Here is a 15,186-nt window from a genome sequence, read left to right on the forward strand (position 1 = left end):
GCGGCGTCGTGATCTGGTACACACTGCTCGTGCTGGCGACCGGCGGCGAGCGCATCGCCGAGCTGGTCGTCTCCGCCCGCAACGCCCGCTGGTCGTTCGCGCGCGGCGGGGTGGAGTTCGGCCGCGGGCACTTCCCGCCGATGGTCGCCCTTCACACGGGCCTGCTGCTCGCCTGCCTGGCCGAGGTGTGGTTCGGCGACCGGCCGTTCCTCCCCTGGCTCGGCTGGCCGATGTTCGCGCTGGTGCTCGCCAGCCAGGCCCTGCGCTGGTGGTGCATCGCGTCGCTCGGACCGCGCTGGAACACGCGGGTCATCATCGTGCGCGACCTCCCGCTCGTCGCGGGCGGCCCGTATCGCTGGCTGAAGCATCCCAACTACATCGCCGTCGTGGTGGAGGGATTCGCACTCCCCCTCGTGCACACCGCGTGGATCACCGCGCTCGCCTTCACCGTGCTGAACGCGGTGCTGCTGCTGGCCGTGCGCATCCCCTGCGAGAACCGCGCCCTGGCGACCGTCGCCCCCGCACGGGCATGACAGCCCCCGACCTGATCGTCGTCGGCGCCGGCCCGGTGGGGCTGGCGTGCGCGATCGAGGCGCGGCTCGACGGGATGGACGTGCTCGTCGTCGAACCGCGCAGCGGCCCCATCGACAAGGCGTGCGGGGAGGGGCTCATGCCGGGCGCGCTCGCGGCCCTGCACCGGATCGGCGTCGATCCCGACGGTCGTCCTCTGGCCGGGATCGCGTACATCGATGGCGACGCGCGGGTCGAGCACCGGTTCGCCGAGCGCCCGGGGCGCGGAGTGCGGCGCACGGTCCTCCACGCCGCCCTCGCGGAGCGCGCCGAGTCGCTGGGCGCACGGAGGGCGGAGGGCCGGGTCACCGGGGTCTCCCATCGCGGCGACCGCGTGCGGCTCGAGCTCGCGGACGGCGGCTCGCTCGAGGCCCCCTGGGCGATCGCAGCCGACGGCCTCCACTCCCCGATGCGCCGGCTGCTCGGGCTCGAGCGGCGCCCGCAGGCCGAGGCCCGGCGCCGGTTCGGCGTCCGGCGGCACTATGCGGTCGAGCCGTGGAGCGATCTGGTGGAGGTGCACTGGTCCCCGGTCGCCGAGGCCTACGTCACCCCGGTGGACGAGCGCACGGTCGGGGTCGCCGTGCTGGGGCGGCGGCCGCTGGATCAGGAGGCCGTGCTCGCGTCGCTGCCCGGGCTCGCCTCCCGGCTCACCGGCGTCGAGACGATCGGCTCGCTGCGCGGCGCCGGCCCCCTGCTGCAGCGCGCCCGATCGCGGTCGTCCGGGCGCACGCTGCTCGCCGGCGACGCATCCGGGTACGTGGACGCCCTCACGGGCGAGGGGATGCGCGTCGGCTTCGCGCAGGCACGGGCCGCGGTCGCTGCCGTGCGCGCGGGCGACACCGAGCAGTACGAGCGGGCGTGGCGGGCGACGACCCGGGATTTCCGGATGCTGACCTCGGCGCTGGTGATCGCGGCGCGCTCGCGATTCCGGCCCCGCATCGTGCCGACCGCCGCGGCGCGGCCCGAGCTCTTCGGCTCCATCGTCGAGCGCCTCTCGCGCTGACAATGCATGCATAGGAGGGTCTAAATGGTGTGCTCGCCGGTGTCTGCCGGTTAGAATATAGAAGATCGATTATCACCTACTGATATTCTGTGAGGTCTTCATGAGCCGACCCTCCGATGAGAGCTCCTCAGCCCGTCGGCGCAAGCCTCCCGACACCTCGCCGTTTCGCGCCCAGCCCAGCGCGGTCGGCAGCCCTACGGGGTCGCGCCGCCGCACGACCATCACGTTCTATCTGACCGACGCCCTGCGCAATCGCGCCCGGTCCGTCTATCGGGCCACCTCGTTCGCCGAGCGAGACAGCAGCTGGTCCGAGATGCTCACCAAAGCGCTCCTCGCCGAGGTCGAGCGCCGCGAGCTCGAGCACAACGACGGCGAACCCTTCGTCATCACCGACGAACCATTGACCCCCGGCAGACCCATCGGGTTCTGACCGGGCCGAGAGGGCGTCCCGCCTGGCGGATCCCCCCAACTCCCCGCGGGGCGCCCTCTCACTCCCCGGTCGGCACGCTCAGCCCTTGGCGAGCGTGCCGACCTTCTCTCCACCGTTCGCATAGACGACGAGGTCGCCGCCGGAGATCTTCGCCGTGTTCGCCCGGCTGAGCCAGGGGTTCACGCCGTCGCACGCCTTGAGGGTCGAGGCGAAGGGGCCGAAGGTGAACGTGTCGCCGCTCACCGTCCCCTTGCCCGACATGTCGTTGCAGCCGTCGTTGCCGCTGAAGGTGCCGTCGTCCTTGATCGTCAGGTTCGGCTGTCCCGCTGCCGACGACCCCCAGGTGCCGGTGAAGGACGAACCGGGCGACGAACACCCACTGAGGGCGACGACCGCGGCGACAGCGGCGAGGGCGAGGGCGGCGCGGGCGGGTCTCAGGCTCATCATGACTCACACCGTAGTGGTCGGGCGGAGCGGCGGAAAGATGCATTCGCGGGCGAGACCACGCCTCACGGCGGGCGTGGCGAAGCGGGCCGTCGACCGGATCGACCGACGGCCCGCGCGCCGTTCGCACGCGACTAGCGCGTGCGGTGGTGCCGCCGTTCGCGGCTGGCCGCCGTGAAGAGCGCCAGCACTCCGAAGAGCGCCAGAAGCGCGGCGAGCCCGCCCAGGGCCAGTTCGTTCGAGCCGGTCGAGGCGAGCATCGCCGAACCGCCGGAGCCGAGCGCCATCACGGCGCCGACCGAGGCCGTCGTCGTGCCGGTGCCCGCGCCGGTTCCGATGCCGCCGTCACCCGGGACGACCGGGGTCGTCGGCGTGGTGGGCGTGGTGGGCGTGGTGGGGGTGGTCGGCGTCGTCGGGGTGGTCGGCGTCGTCGGGGTCGTGGTCGACCCGGTCGTGCCGCTGTCGCCGATGACGCTGATCGCGTTGCCGCCGACCGTCACGGGCACATCCAGCCCGATCGGCAGCTCGACGGGGAGCAGACCGCCGAGGAGGCCGGTGCCGGAGTCACCCGTGCCGGTTCCGCCGGTGACGGTGGTGCCGCCGCCCGTGGTGGGCGCCGTCACCGTGGAGTCGCCGCTGGACGAGTCGCCCACGACGCTCACCGCGTTGCCGCCGGCCGTCACGGGGACACCGGCGTCGATCGGCAGCTGGACGCCGCCGATCAGGCCGCCGAGCAGGCCGCCGTCCGTTCCGGTGCCGGTCCCGCCGCTGGTGACGGTGGTGCCGGTACCGGATCCCGCCGGGGCGGTGGTGGAGGAGCCGGTCGACGACGAGTCGCCGACCACGCTGATCGCGTTGCCGCCCGCGGTCACGGGGACACCCGCGTTCACGGGAGCCTGCACGCCGCCGAGCAGGCCGCCCAGGAGGCCGGAGTCACCCGAGCCGGAGGCCGGGCCGCTCGTCACCGTGGTGCCCGAGCCCGTCGCCGGCGCCGAGGTCGTCGACCCCGTCGTGGTGGAGTCGCCGAGCACGCTGATCGCGTTGCCGCCCGCTGTCACGGGCAGTGCCGCATCCACCGGCGCCTGCACGTTGCCGAGCAGGCCGCCCAGGAGGCCGCTGTCGCCCGAGCCGGAGGCCGGGTCGCTCGTCACCGTGGTGCCGGCTCCCGCCGCCGGAGCGGAGGTCTGCGAGCCGGTCGACGACGAGTCGCCCAGCACGCTGATCGCGTTGCCGCCGACCGTCACCGGTACCGCGGCATCCACCGGCGCCTGCACGTCGCCGAGCAGGCCGCCCAGCAGTCCGTCGTCCGAGCCGCCTCCGGTCGACGTCACCGTCGCGCCGGGAGCCGCCGCCGGGGCGGTCGCGGTCGAACCGGACGACGACGAGTCGCCCAGCACGCTGATCGCGTTGCCGCCGACCGTCACCGGGACGGCCGCGTTCACCGGCGCCTGCACGTCGCCGAGCAGGCCGCCGTCACCGGACGAGTCGGCCGTGGTCGCCGTCGGCGCCGGGGCCGCGGCAGGGGCGGCCGGAGCCGTCTGCGACTGGTCGCTGCCGGCATCGCCGGCCACGCTGATCGCGTTCCCGGTGACGGTGACCGGCACCGAGACGTCGGCGACGGCCTGCGTGCCGTCGAGCACGCCGCCGATGGCGGACGGGTCGATCGTCACGGACGGAGCCGCGGCGGGCGCCGGAGCGCTCGTCGTCGCCCCGGCCGAGGACGAGTCGCCCAGGACCGAGATCCCGTTGCCGGAGATCGTGACCGGGACGGAGAGTCCGACCACCGCTTGGGTGCCGGAGCCGGCGCTGTCGGCGGTGGGGGCCTCAGCGGCGTTCGCCGCCGCCGTCCCCGCCAGCCACAGCCCGCCGGTGCAGAGGGTGATCCACAACCCTCGCGAGACGTACTTGTTCATGGTTCAGCCTTTCGAATGAGTGATGTCGCCTCCGCGTGGGAGGCATGGTCGCGTTCTGCCCGAAGGCAGACGGGACCCACTCAGTCGGGGCTGGTGTCGTGGTCGGCGACGGGGGACGCCGGGATACGGTCGTCCGTTGAAGCGCTGGTCGCGCCGCCCAGGGCGCAGGAGGGCAGGGCGATGCCGTCGGCGACCGCCGAGAGCGCGGCGCCGCCACCGCCTGCCGAGGTCGAGCCGGCACCGGCACTGCCCGAGGGCACACCGGGAGGCGGCGCCTGGCCGCCCCCGCCCGGGTATCCGGGAACAGGGGACGACGGGTCTGCGGGCGCACTGGATGCGACGCCGCCGACAAGCGCCGATCCGGCGATGCCGAGGCCCGACGAGCCGGCGGCGGCGAAGCCGATCGGCAGATCGAGTGTGGCTGCGGGAGCCGCGGTGGAGCCGGATACGGAGGTCGCGGCCGGTGCGTTGACGGCCGGCCCGTCGACCCCGCTGCCGGCGGGCGGCTGCGAGACGACCGGGGGCTCGGAGGCACCCGGCGCGAGCGGGGTGACGGTGTCGGTGACCACGCCCGCGACTCCCGAGACCGTCTGATCGACGAGACCGGTGACCGGCGTGGTGACGGACTGGACCGGGGTGCTTCCCAGCAGGCCGGTCACGACGTCGCCGACGACCGGCGTCGAGGTGACGACCGTGTCCACCGTCGTGGCGACGGGCTGGACGACGGCGGTCACGGGCGCGGAGTCCGCGATGCCGGAGACGGCCGAGGTGACGGGCGTCACGACGGCCGAGACGACCTCCGTGACCGGCTCCGGAAGGACCGGGGCGACGCTCGAGGTGACCGCGCCGACCGTCTGGCCGAGGCCGCTCGTCAGTCCCGTCACGACTCCGCCGAGACCGGAGGAGGCGGCGGGCGGCGGAGGCGGGGGCGCGGCCTCGTCGGCGTGCGCGGACCCGCCGCCGAACAGCAGGCCGAGACCGACCAGGGCGGCGCCGCCGATCATCGAACCGAGCAGGACGCGGAGGCGCAGGCGTGACGGGAGCAGCTCCTCAGCCACATCAACCATCACGATCACCCCCTGATCGTCACGCTTCAGATACTTCTGGTGTCCGGTTCGTTCGGGACAAGCCAGAGTGTACGCCTCCGTCTACTAGACCGGAAGCTTCACATCGGAAACCCCGTCGGACACCGCTCCCCCGCGTCGCGCTGCCGACCGGGCGGCCCCGGCGGCCAGCGCCACGACGATGAGCGCCCCCACGGTCATGGCGGCACCGACCCAGAGCGGCGAGGTGTAGCCCAGCCCGGCCGCGATCGTGAGGCCGCCCAGCCAGGCGCCGATCGCGTTGCCGACGTTGAAGGCGGCGATGTTCGCACCCGACGCCAGGGTCGGCGCGTGGTCGGCGTAGGTCAGCACCCGCAGCTGCAGCGCGGGGACGGTGGCGAAGCCGGCCGCGCCCATCAGCACCAGCGCGATCACGGCCGGGACGGGCATCCCGGCGACGAGCGCGAAGCCCACCAGCACGACCGCGAGCACGGCGAGCAGCACGAGCAGCGTCCGGTCGATCGACCGGTCGGCGAGGCGGCCGCCGACCCAGTTGCCCGCGAAGAGCCCGAGGCCGAACAGAATGAGCAGCCACGGCACGGCGCCGGCCGCGAAGCCCGAGACGCCGGTGAGCGTGTAGGCGATGTAGGTGAAGGCGCCGAACATCCCGCCGAAGCCGAGCACGGTGGCGACCAGCGAGAGCCACACCTGGCCCGAGCGGAAGGCGCTGAGCTCGCGGCGGAGGCTGGTGGTGCCGGAGTCCGCCGCCTCGCGGGGAACGAGGACGGCCACGCCGATCAGGGCGATGACACCGATGCCCGTGATGGCCCAGAAGGTGGAGCGCCACCCCGCCGCCTGTCCGAGCAGCGTCCCGAGGGGTACTCCGAGCACGTTGGCGGCGGTCAGGCCGGTGAACATGATCGCGATGGCGCGGGCGCGCTTCTCGGGCCCGACGAGACCGGCCGCGACGACCGAGCCGATGCCGAAGAAGGCACCGTGGCAGAGCGCGGCGACGACGCGTCCCCCGAGCATCATCGCGTAGGTCGGGGCGAGGGCCGAGAGGAGGTTGCCGACGATGAACAGCACCATCAGCCCGAGGAGGGCGGCCTTGCGCGGGATGCGGGTCGCCGCGGCGGTCAGGGCGATGGCGCCGACGGCCACGGCGAGCGCGTAGCCGGAGATGAGCCAGCCGGCGGCGGCCTCGTCGACGTGGAAGTCGGCGGCCACCTCGGGCAGCAGCCCGGCGATGACGAACTCGGTCAAGCCGATGCCGAATCCGCCGAGGGCGAGGGCGATCAGGCCAGCAGGCATGTGAAGACTCCGTGAGTGAGGGGGTGGATGGGGTGAGCGCGTTATCCTGTTACTTGCAGACGCGCTATAAATAGTTGCACGTGCAATTACTTTGCGCAACCCCGGCGCCTCTGCACGACCAGACAGGAGACCCCGTGGGGATCGGAGACGACGCCGTCGAGGTGCGCGCGCAGGGCTGGCGCACGCTCGCCGCGCTGCACAACTTCATCGAGACCGAGCTCGAACGCGCCCTGACCCGCGACGCCGGGCTCTCCGTGGTCGAGTACACGGTGCTCGACGCCCTCAACCGCCAGGACGGCTGGCACATGCGCATGCAGCAGCTGGCCCGCGCGAGCGCCCTGAGCCCCAGCGCCACCACCCGCCTCGTCAACCGGCTCGAGGAGCGCGGCCTGCTCACCCGGGTCGACTGCCTCGACGACCGCCGCGGCATCTACACCGAGCTGACCCGGCCGGGCCACGCGCTGCTCGACACCGCACGCCCGGTGCACGACGCCGCCCTCGAGCGCGCCCTCGCCGAAGCCACCGATGTGCCCGAGCTGGCCGCGCTCGTGGCCGCCCTGCCGCAGCTCACCCTCGCGACCGCCTGAGAGAGGCCCGCATGCTCCGCACCATGTTCACGTCCAAGATCCACCGCGCGACCGTGACCCACGCCGCCTTGCACTACGTCGGCTCCCTCACCGTCGACCAGGACCTCCTCGACGCCGCCGACCTCCTGCCCGGTCAGCAGGTCTCCGTCGTCGACATCGCCAACGGCAATCGGTTCGAGACGTACCTCATCCCGGGCGAGCGCGGCAGCGGAGTGATCGGCGTGAACGGTGCGGCCGCGCACCTCGCCCACGTCGGCGACCTGGTGATCGTCATGGCCTACGGGCAGATGGATGACACGGAGGCCCGCTCCTATGTGCCTCGCGTGGTCCACGTCGACGAGCGCAACCGCATCGTCGCTCTCGGCTCCGATCCGGCCGAAGCGCTCACCCCCGGCGTCGAGACGCCTCCGTTCGCGCTGCGCTGAGTCGCCCCTGAGGCGTCAGCGCAGCACTTCGATCAGCGCCACCCACGAGAACAGCACCGTGGCGACGATCGCCAGGATGCTCGCCGCGGCCACGACGACGAGCCCGACGGCCGGCTGCGCGATCAGCAGGAGCACACCCCCGGCGAGGTAGGTCAGCACCGGGATCACGAACGGGACGATCTGCGACGCGTCGTACTGGTGGAATCCGGCCCGCGTCTCGTCGTGGCGGATCGCCCGCGCGGCGAGGGCGGCCACCACGGCGACCGCGAGGCCGCCGACCAGCACCTGGATCGCGTAGCCGACCGGCTCCTGGCGCGGGATGAGCGCGAGGCAGCAGAGCACGACGCCCAGGATGAGGGAGGCGATGGACGCACCCGCCCGCGCGGCCAGTCCGCGCGACTCGGCGATCTGCTTGATGTTCACCGACAGCGCCACGATGAGCAGGCCGCCGAGGGCCGCGCCGGCGCCCGCGACGGCGGTGTTGAACGGCACCCAGTCCTCGAACAGCGGATCCATGGCGCATATCGTATCGGCCGGCCGCGCACCAGGCTGGTGGGCCGGTGCGGGCAAGGCGTATAACGGGGTCATGGCCGACGCGATCACCAGCTGGATCGACGACTACCGACGCGCGTGGGAGTCGAACGACCCGGACGACATCCGGGCGCTCTTCACCGAGGACGCGAGCTACCGCACCGAACCCTTCGCCGAGCCGTGGGACGGCCACATCGAAATCGTGGAGGGGTGGCTCGACGCGCGCGACGAGCCCGGCGCGGCGGCGTTCGAGTGGCGGGTGGTCGGGCAGGACGGCCCCCAGTACTTCGTGGAGGGCGTCACCGACTACCGGGACGGCCCCACCTACAGCAACCTCTGGATCATCCTGCTGGCACCCGACGGGCGCGCGCAGGAGTTCACGGAGTGGTGGATGGAGCAGGACGCCGGCGAAGAGTGAGCGCCGGGGAGCGACACTGCCGGTGCGCCCCGTCGCCTGCCGTCAGAGCTGCCCGACCCACAGGCCGAGCCCGGCCGCGGCGAGCGCGAGCAGCAGCATCCCGACGCCGTTGAACGCCGCCGCCCGGTAGCGGCGCTGCTGTGCCAGCCGCACGGTCTCGAAGCTGGCCGTGCTGAAGGTCGTGTACCCGCCGAGGAAGCCGGTGCCGAGAACGGCGCGCCACTCCGCGGGCAGCCCGTTCGCGAGTGCCAGCCCGGTGACGAGTCCGAGCAGGAACGAACCCGTCACATTGATGACCGTGGTGCCGAGCGGGAAGTTCACCCGCACCAGGCTGCGGGTGACGCCGTCCAACACGAGGCGTGCGACGGCGCCGAGGCCGCCCGCCACGGCGACGGCGAGCACCAGGAGGGGCGTCACGAGGCGTCCTCATTGCGCCGGAGACGGCCAGCTCGGCGACGTCCGAGCGCGGCGCCGAGGGCGATGCCGGCGAGGGACGCGAGTGCACCCACGGCGATCGTGGCGACGGCGTAGAGGATGCTGCCGCCGACGTTCTGCGCCACGATCAGCCCGTCCGTGTCCACGGCGAACGCGCTGTACGTCGTGAAGCCCCCCAGGATGCCAGTGCCGACGAAGAGACGCACCGAGCGGCGACGGCCCTCGTCCGGCCCGCGGAGGGCGAGCGCCTCGAGCAGCCAGCCCAGCACGAACGCGCCCACCACGTTGATCCCGAACGTCGCGAGAGGGAGGCCGTACACGGAAGGGACGGCACCGGAGATCAGGTAGCGCACGGTCGTGCCGAGCGCTCCCCCCACGAACACGAGCAGCACGGAGCGCCAGTGGAGGTGGACGGGAACGGGAGGGCGCGGCGTCACTTCTCCGTGGGGTCTTCCCACGGCAGGGACTCGGCGCCGGCGACCGGCGCCAGCGGCACCACGATCACCGGCCGGTGCTGGCGGTGCGCCAGGTGCACGGCGACCGACCCGTTGAAGAACTCGCGCAGGCTCCCGCGCAGGCCCGCCTCGCGCGTGCCCACCACGATGTACCGCGCGTCCACCTCGTCGGCGAGCCTGGTCAGCGCCCACGCGGGGTCGCCCGCGAGCTGCCTGAAGCCGAACGGGACCCCGCGACCCTCGAGCACGGCCCGGACGCGCTCCTCCAGCTCGGCGTCGAACTCCTCCTCGGCCGCCTCCGGCAGATCGGGGTCGTACGGCAGGGCGACGACCGTGCCGTCGACGTAGTTCGAGACCAGGTACCGGTTCGGGTCGACCGTGGCGCACACCAACGGAACCCCGAGATCGCCGGCCAGACGGGCCGCCTGCTCGAGCACCGCCACCGGCTGCCCGGCGACCACCGCGACCAGCACGCCGCCACGCCCGAGGGAGTCGTTGCCGCTCATGTCCCTAGTGTGCACCATCCCATCGGGGTACGGTCGCGGTACACGCGAAAGGTGAGACGGCACAGGATGAGTCACGACAACACGAGCACCGGAGCCCCCACGGCGGGCTCCGCCATCCCCCGAGAGCGTCGGCGCACGACGCGCGGGCTGCGCCCCCTGCCCGAGTTGACCCGGGATCTGGTCGCGCAGCTCAAGCGGCTCGTCAGCTCCGAGCTCGCCCTCTTCAAGGCCGAGATGTCGGCGAAGGCCAAGGCCGCCGGGATCGGCGCCGGCCTGCTCGTCGGTGCGCTGGTCTTCGTGTTCTTCGCCCTCTGCGTGCTGGTGACCGCCGCGGTGCTCGGGTTCGCCCTCATCGTGCCGGCCTGGCTCGCCGCCCTGATCGTCGCGGGCATCCTCATCGTGCTCGCGATCATCGCCGCCCTGATCGGCCGCGCCAGCCTCAAGCGCGGCGTGCCGCCGATCCCCGACGACCTCGGCTCCGAACTGCGGGCCGACGCACACGCCCTGAAGGGGGAGCAGCCGTGACCGCGCCGACCACCACCCGCCCGCCCCTGCCGAAGGGCGCCGGGATGAACACCATCCAGCTCGACCTCGAGGTCACCCGCAGCGAGCTCGCGCGCACCCTCGACGACATCTTCGCCACCTTCAACCCGCGCATCCAGATCCGTTCGCACCCAGTCGCCGCCGGCAGCGTGCTCCTCGGCGTGGTCGCGGCCACGGCCGGCATCGCGGCCCTGCTCATCCGGAAGCGCCGGCGTGACGGCTGAGCGCCCCACGGTCCCCTGGGTCAGGCTCCCTTGGGGCTTCATCCTGAAGGGCACGCTCCGCCGCTTCTCCCGTGACGCCTGCACCGACCTCGCTGCCGGTCTGACCTACTTCGGCGTGCTGTCGCTGTTCCCGGCGATGATCGCGCTCGTCAGCATCCTGGGCCTGGTCGGTCAGAGCAAGACCGGCATCGACGCACTGTTCGGGATGGTGAACCAGCTGGCGCCGGGGATGCTCGACGTGGTGCGCGGGCCGATCGAGGCGTTGGCCGAGTCCCCCGCGACCGGGATCGCCCTGGCCATCGGCATCGTGGGCTCCGTGTGGTCGGCCTCCGGGTACGTCGGCGGGTTCGGCCGCGCCCTCAACCGCGTCTACCACGTGGAGGAGGGCCGCACGACGTTCGCGCTGCGCCCCGCGCAGCTCCTCGTCACCATCGCCGCCCTCGCCCTCGTGGCCATCGTCGCGATCCTGCTGGTCGTCTCCGGCCCCATCGCGCAGGCCATCGGCGACGCCATCGGGCTCGGGGACGCCGCGCAGACGGCGTGGTCGATCCTGCGCTGGCCGATCGTGGTCGCCGCGCTGGTGGTGCTCGTCGCCCTGCTCTACGGGGTGTCGCCGAACGTGCGCTACCCGCGCCTGCGCTGGCTGACGACGGGAGCCATCGCCGCGATCGTCGTGATCGGGATCGCGTCGACCGGGTTCGCGTTCTACGTCGCCAACTTCGGCAGCTACGACAAGACCTACGGAGCACTCGCTGGCATCATCGTCTTCCTGCTCTGGATCTGGATCGCCAACGTCGCGCTGCTCCTCGGCGCCGAGCTCGATCGGGAGGTCGAGCGCGCCCGCGAGATCCTGGCCGGCGAGGAGGCGGAGTACGGGCTGAGCCTGCCGCTCAAGTCCGACGCCGCGATCGTCAAGGCGCGCGACGCGGAGGCGGGCGTCGTCCTCGCGGCCCGCAAGCTCCGCAAGGAGCACGCCGCCCGAGACGGCGAATAGTCCGAACGTGAACGATCAGCAGGATGCACGGGACGAGCGAGCGGGACACGACCGGGCGGACGCGCGCGGACGCACCGGCCTCCACCTGACCGGGCGCGACCTCACGGGCAACGCGGACGTGCGCGTGCGCGACGTCGAGGTCACCTCCGACGGCTGGCACGTGCTGCGCCGCACCACCTTCGACTACCGCGGCCGCGACGGCTCCTGGACCACGCAGTCCCGCGAGACCTACGACCGCGGCAACGGCGCGACCGTGCTGCTCTACGACCCCGAGGCGCGCACGGTGCTGCTGACCCGCCAGTTCCGCTTCCCGGTCTACGTCAACGGCCATCCCGACGGCATGCTGGTGGAGGCCGCCGCCGGCCTGCTCGACGGCGACGCGCCCGACGAGGCCATCCGCCGCGAGGCCGCCGAGGAGCTCGGCGTACGCATCGGCGAGCTCGAGCACCTCTTCGACCTCTACATGAGCCCCGGCTCGGTGACCGAACGCGTCCACTTCTACGCGGCGCCCTACCGACCGGCCGACATCGACGGCGGCGGCGGAGTGGAGGCCGAGGGCGAGGAGATCGAGCCGGTCGTCGTCCCCTACGACGACGCCCTCGCGATGATCGCCGACGGCCGCATCGCCGACGGCAAGACGGTCATCCTGTTGCAGTGGGCGGCGCTGAACCTGTTCGGCTGAGTCCGTGCGCCGGCCGCGCTCAGACCGTGACCGTCTTCGACGTCCCGAGGACCGCGTCGCCGGTATCCAGGGCCTGCACGGCCACCGTGGCCGCCGCCGGCACGAGCAGCGACGTCTCGAACCCGGAGCGCGTCACCTGGCCGACGGCTCTCGGGTCGCCGGTCGTGGCGGCGAGCACGCGCCAGGCGGCCACCTCCGTCGCGCCGTTCCAGCTCGCGTAGACGCGGGTCCCTCCGGACTCCGCCTTCGCCGCGACGTCCGGTGCGGACGCGGGATGCGCCGCCCACTCGTTGCGCGCCGCCCGGTAGGAGATCGCGCCGAGGGTGGCCTCCCAGACCACGTCGCCGGCGGCCGTGAACTCGGTGACGGTCGGGTCGGTGCCCCACCCGACGAGCACGTTCCCGCCCGGAAGCACCTGGGTGCTCCCCATCGCGGTGCCGAGATGGCCGGCGGTGGCGTACTCCTGGAGGAGCGTCGCCGTCTTCGCCGTCTCGTCGACGCGGAACGCGAGCCCGCGGGAGGTCCCTCCGGCGCTGCTGGAGTAGAGATGGTTGTCGAAGAGGGTGATCGTGCCGTCGTCCTGCGCGCGCACGTCGTGCTGCCAGGCGAACGCCGCGTCATCGGGTACGGCGATGTCGCTCTTCTTGCCGCCGAACCGCCACTCCACCTCGCCGGTCGAACGGTCGATCGCGTAGACGGTGTGCGTGTGCCGGGAGGAGACGAGCAGCCGCTCGCCGGCGTCGTCGACCGCGTTGAGATGGTACGGATCGAAGGCGCGTCCGGCCGTCGTCCCGTCGTGGCCGGCGTCCTGGCTGAGCCCCAGATACGTCTCGGAGACGGGGATGTGGTCGCTGGCCTTCCAGTCCAGCAGCACCGCTCCGGTCGCGACGTCGATCTCCTGCGCCCGGCAGTCGTACATGAAGCCCTGCTTCGGGCCGCCGATGGAGCTGAGGTCGGCCGGGACCGTCTCGTAGACCGTGATGAGCGCGGTGCCGCGATCCGTGAGGTTGAACTCGTGCAGATCCGCATCCAGGCCGCCGCCCGCGGAGACGGTCGCGACCTGCGCGTACGACGTGTCCAGGATGACACCCGTCCCTGCGCCGTGACCGCCTGTGCTCTTCCCGGTCCAGTAGGTGAGCACCGGGGCACCGCCGTACGACTGGACCCGCAGGTCGGTCACGTTGGCCTTCGTCGGCTCGATCCAGACCGGCTCGCCGTCGTCGTCCATGATCAGCCCGTTGAATCCCGACACCTGCTGCGTCACGAACACCAGCCCCGCCGCCGTGGTGCCCGTCTTCACCGTCGACACCGCGGGCACGGTGAGGTCGGTCGAGTGGAAGGTGCGCATCGTCGGACCGGCCGCGGAGGGTGTGGCCGTCGGAGAGGGGTTCGAGCCCGCCGTCGAACGCGAGGCCACGACGAGCGCGGACGCGATCCCGACCACGACCACACCGCCTCCCGTGATGAGGGCGCGACGGGAGAGGCTCGGGTTCTGGTCCATGCCTTCCACTATCCGCGCAGCGATGGGCGGACTCCAGGTCACGCCTATGAGCGGGCTGTGGACGGCGGCCGGGCGGCCCCCGATCAGTACTTGATCGTGGTGCCCTGCGAGTTGAGGAAGTCGATGTGCACGTGGTTGCACGTATCGTCGAACGGCTTGAAGTTGTCGAGCGAGATCGAGGCCCGGCAGCCGATCTGACCGAGGCCGGTACCGGCCGGGACGATCGGGTCGAGCAGCTGGATCAGTTCGATGGACCTCGCGTCGCCACCGGTGAGGGGCGAGCCGTTGAGCAGGTAGAAGTCGAGGGCGTGACCGCCGCCGTCGGCGTAGTGCGCCGACTCGGTTCCGGCGCCCTCGATCTGGCCGGTGCAGCGGCGGTTGATGTCCGAGATGCCCACCTGGCTGAAGTGCGCCAGAGCGAAGGAGATGGTCTGCAGCACGCGGTAGTCGATGCCGCAGCCCGGGACGGCCTTGCCCTCCGCCAGGTTCGCGATCTCCGGGAGGTGGTTCGGCGTGGATCCGACGAGCCGGCCCGACGACACGGCGCCCATCAGCTGGATGGCGAGCGCCTGGACGGTCGGCGAGACCGTGGAGTTCATGGTCGAGTCGAGCGCCTGCGGGCTCTCCTGGATGTCCATGCCGTCGCGCGCGACGACCTGGACCGCGTCGGTGTTGCCGCCGGTGAGGGTCTGCACGGCGAGGGCGGTGCGGGCTGTGCCGATGGCCGAGCCCTCACTGGTGGTCGCGTAGGCCGGCAGCGCGGCGGTGCCGAAGAAGGCGGTCAGGGCGAGCATGACGACGACGTGGAAGCCGCGGCGACGGTGCTCTCCGGGGCGCCCGGTCCCGCGCAGTCGGCGGGCGACGCCACCGCCGGTGTTCGCGGCCGCGGCGCGCGCGGCGGACTTCTTCGCGACGTCGCGTGGGGCGGTGGTCGGCTTGACGACGATCCGCTCCCGCTTGCGCGGACGCGAGCGCTCCGCCTCGAGACGGGCGCGACGGCTGCCGAAGACCTGTTCCGCGGGCTCCTCCGCTGCGGTCAGGTGCTCACCGCGGGTGAAGTCCTCGACCGGGTCCGCCGTGAGTTCCGACTGCTGCTCGACGTCCACAACGAGGGGTGCGCGAGATCCGCGGCGGGGCCGCGTGGAGGCAGTGGAACGGGGCAAGCTGGTCT

The 15,186-nt window shown here is 72.6% G+C and carries 20 protein-coding genes; 10 read left to right on the top strand and 10 right to left on the bottom strand.

From position 1 onward, the window contains the following. Window positions 1-8: 8 nt before the first annotated feature. The 3 genes from HNR14_RS07950 (at window position 9) to HNR14_RS07960 (ending at window position 2,003) form a co-directional block, all read left to right on the top strand. Window positions 9-533 (top strand): isoprenylcysteine carboxylmethyltransferase family protein, encoded by a 525-nt coding sequence (locus tag HNR14_RS07950; RefSeq protein ID WP_179700621.1) that lies wholly within the window; start codon window positions 9-11, stop codon window positions 531-533. Next, window positions 530-1,573: an NAD(P)/FAD-dependent oxidoreductase gene (locus HNR14_RS07955; RefSeq protein ID WP_179700622.1), complete on the top strand. Its 1,044-nt coding sequence runs from the start codon at window positions 530-532 to the stop codon at window positions 1,571-1,573. Before HNR14_RS07950 ends, HNR14_RS07955 begins: the two co-directional genes overlap by 4 nt. A gap of 100 nt (window positions 1,574-1,673) precedes the next feature. Beyond that, window positions 1,674-2,003: a ParB family protein gene (locus tag HNR14_RS07960; protein ID WP_179700623.1), complete on the top strand. Its 330-nt coding sequence runs from the start codon at window positions 1,674-1,676 to the stop codon at window positions 2,001-2,003. Between the two features lie 78 nt (window positions 2,004-2,081). Here the strand turns inward: HNR14_RS07960 and HNR14_RS07965 are convergent, their stop codons facing one another. From HNR14_RS07965 to HNR14_RS07980, 4 genes are all read right to left on the bottom strand, one after another. Then, complete coding sequence (locus tag HNR14_RS07965) at window positions 2,082-2,450, bottom strand: META domain-containing protein (protein ID WP_246311542.1); 369 nt, start codon at window positions 2,448-2,450, stop codon at window positions 2,082-2,084. A 131-nt stretch (window positions 2,451-2,581) separates the two neighbouring features. Beyond that, window positions 2,582-4,360, bottom strand: coding sequence for a hypothetical protein (locus tag HNR14_RS07970; protein ID WP_246311543.1), 1,779 nt, complete (start codon window positions 4,358-4,360; stop codon window positions 2,582-2,584). A gap of 80 nt (window positions 4,361-4,440) precedes the next feature. Continuing rightward, the gene (locus HNR14_RS07975) at window positions 4,441-5,427 is read right to left on the bottom strand and encodes a hypothetical protein (RefSeq protein WP_179700624.1); all 987 of its coding nucleotides are present in this window, start codon (window positions 5,425-5,427) and stop codon (window positions 4,441-4,443) included. 84 nt (window positions 5,428-5,511) lie between these two features. Next, window positions 5,512-6,714, bottom strand: coding sequence for an MFS transporter (locus tag HNR14_RS07980; protein ID WP_179700625.1), 1,203 nt, complete (start codon window positions 6,712-6,714; stop codon window positions 5,512-5,514). Window positions 6,715-6,848: 134 nt separating this feature from the next. Between HNR14_RS07980 and HNR14_RS07985 the strand changes: the two genes are divergently transcribed. Further along, complete coding sequence (locus HNR14_RS07985; RefSeq protein ID WP_021757642.1) at window positions 6,849-7,301, top strand: MarR family winged helix-turn-helix transcriptional regulator; 453 nt, start codon at window positions 6,849-6,851, stop codon at window positions 7,299-7,301. Between the two features lie 11 nt (window positions 7,302-7,312). Beyond that, window positions 7,313-7,726, top strand: coding sequence for an aspartate 1-decarboxylase (gene panD / locus HNR14_RS07990; protein WP_179700626.1), 414 nt, complete (start codon window positions 7,313-7,315; stop codon window positions 7,724-7,726). Window positions 7,727-7,741: 15 nt separating this feature from the next. Here the strand turns inward: panD and HNR14_RS07995 are convergent, their stop codons facing one another. Beyond that, window positions 7,742-8,242 carry a hypothetical protein gene (locus HNR14_RS07995; RefSeq protein ID WP_179700627.1) on the bottom strand — a complete coding sequence of 167 codons (501 nt, stop codon included), beginning with the start codon at window positions 8,240-8,242 and terminating at the stop codon, window positions 7,742-7,744. A gap of 70 nt (window positions 8,243-8,312) precedes the next feature. Between HNR14_RS07995 and HNR14_RS08000 the strand changes: the two genes are divergently transcribed. After that, window positions 8,313-8,675: a nuclear transport factor 2 family protein gene (locus HNR14_RS08000; protein ID WP_179700628.1), complete on the top strand. Its 363-nt coding sequence runs from the start codon at window positions 8,313-8,315 to the stop codon at window positions 8,673-8,675. 42 nt (window positions 8,676-8,717) lie between these two features. On the opposite strand, the gene crcB is transcribed toward HNR14_RS08000, so the two are convergent. The 3 genes from crcB to HNR14_RS08015 are packed head-to-tail and all read right to left on the bottom strand — an operon-like array spanning window position 8,718 to window position 10,071. After that, on the bottom strand, window positions 8,718-9,092 hold the full coding sequence (crcB, locus tag HNR14_RS08005) for a fluoride efflux transporter CrcB (protein WP_021757638.1): 375 nt from the start codon (window positions 9,090-9,092) through the stop codon (window positions 8,718-8,720). After that, window positions 9,089-9,547 carry a CrcB family protein gene (locus tag HNR14_RS08010; protein ID WP_179700629.1) on the bottom strand — a complete coding sequence of 153 codons (459 nt, stop codon included), beginning with the start codon at window positions 9,545-9,547 and terminating at the stop codon, window positions 9,089-9,091. The genes crcB and HNR14_RS08010 overlap by 4 nt, the downstream gene beginning before the upstream one ends. Further along, window positions 9,544-10,071 carry a universal stress protein gene (locus HNR14_RS08015; RefSeq protein ID WP_179700630.1) on the bottom strand — a complete coding sequence of 176 codons (528 nt, stop codon included), beginning with the start codon at window positions 10,069-10,071 and terminating at the stop codon, window positions 9,544-9,546. Before HNR14_RS08015 ends, HNR14_RS08010 begins: the two co-directional genes overlap by 4 nt. A 66-nt stretch (window positions 10,072-10,137) precedes the next feature. Between HNR14_RS08015 and HNR14_RS08020 the strand changes: the two genes are divergently transcribed. The 4 genes from HNR14_RS08020 to HNR14_RS08035 are packed head-to-tail and all read left to right on the top strand — an operon-like array spanning window position 10,138 to window position 12,514. Next, on the top strand, window positions 10,138-10,596 hold the full coding sequence (locus HNR14_RS08020) for a phage holin family protein (protein WP_021757635.1): 459 nt from the start codon (window positions 10,138-10,140) through the stop codon (window positions 10,594-10,596). Continuing rightward, window positions 10,593-10,838: a hypothetical protein gene (locus tag HNR14_RS08025; protein WP_179700631.1), complete on the top strand. Its 246-nt coding sequence runs from the start codon at window positions 10,593-10,595 to the stop codon at window positions 10,836-10,838. Before HNR14_RS08020 ends, HNR14_RS08025 begins: the two co-directional genes overlap by 4 nt. After that, window positions 10,828-11,832 (top strand): YhjD/YihY/BrkB family envelope integrity protein, encoded by a 1,005-nt coding sequence (locus HNR14_RS08030; protein WP_179700632.1) that lies wholly within the window; start codon window positions 10,828-10,830, stop codon window positions 11,830-11,832. Before HNR14_RS08025 ends, HNR14_RS08030 begins: the two co-directional genes overlap by 11 nt. Before the next feature lie 7 nt (window positions 11,833-11,839). Then, on the top strand, window positions 11,840-12,514 hold the full coding sequence (locus tag HNR14_RS08035) for an NUDIX domain-containing protein (RefSeq protein WP_179700633.1): 675 nt from the start codon (window positions 11,840-11,842) through the stop codon (window positions 12,512-12,514). Window positions 12,515-12,533: 19 nt separating this feature from the next. On the opposite strand, the gene HNR14_RS08040 is transcribed toward HNR14_RS08035, so the two are convergent. Beyond that, complete coding sequence (locus HNR14_RS08040; protein ID WP_179700634.1) at window positions 12,534-14,015, bottom strand: arylsulfotransferase family protein; 1,482 nt, start codon at window positions 14,013-14,015, stop codon at window positions 12,534-12,536. A gap of 83 nt (window positions 14,016-14,098) precedes the next feature. Then, window positions 14,099-15,178: a hypothetical protein gene (locus HNR14_RS08045; RefSeq protein ID WP_246311544.1), complete on the bottom strand. Its 1,080-nt coding sequence runs from the start codon at window positions 15,176-15,178 to the stop codon at window positions 14,099-14,101. Window positions 15,179-15,186: the final 8 nt, after the last annotated feature.

Origin of the sequence: Leifsonia naganoensis, assembly GCF_013410615.1 — a bacterium.
GTDB lineage: Bacteria > Actinomycetota > Actinomycetes > Actinomycetales > Microbacteriaceae > Leifsonia > Leifsonia aquatica.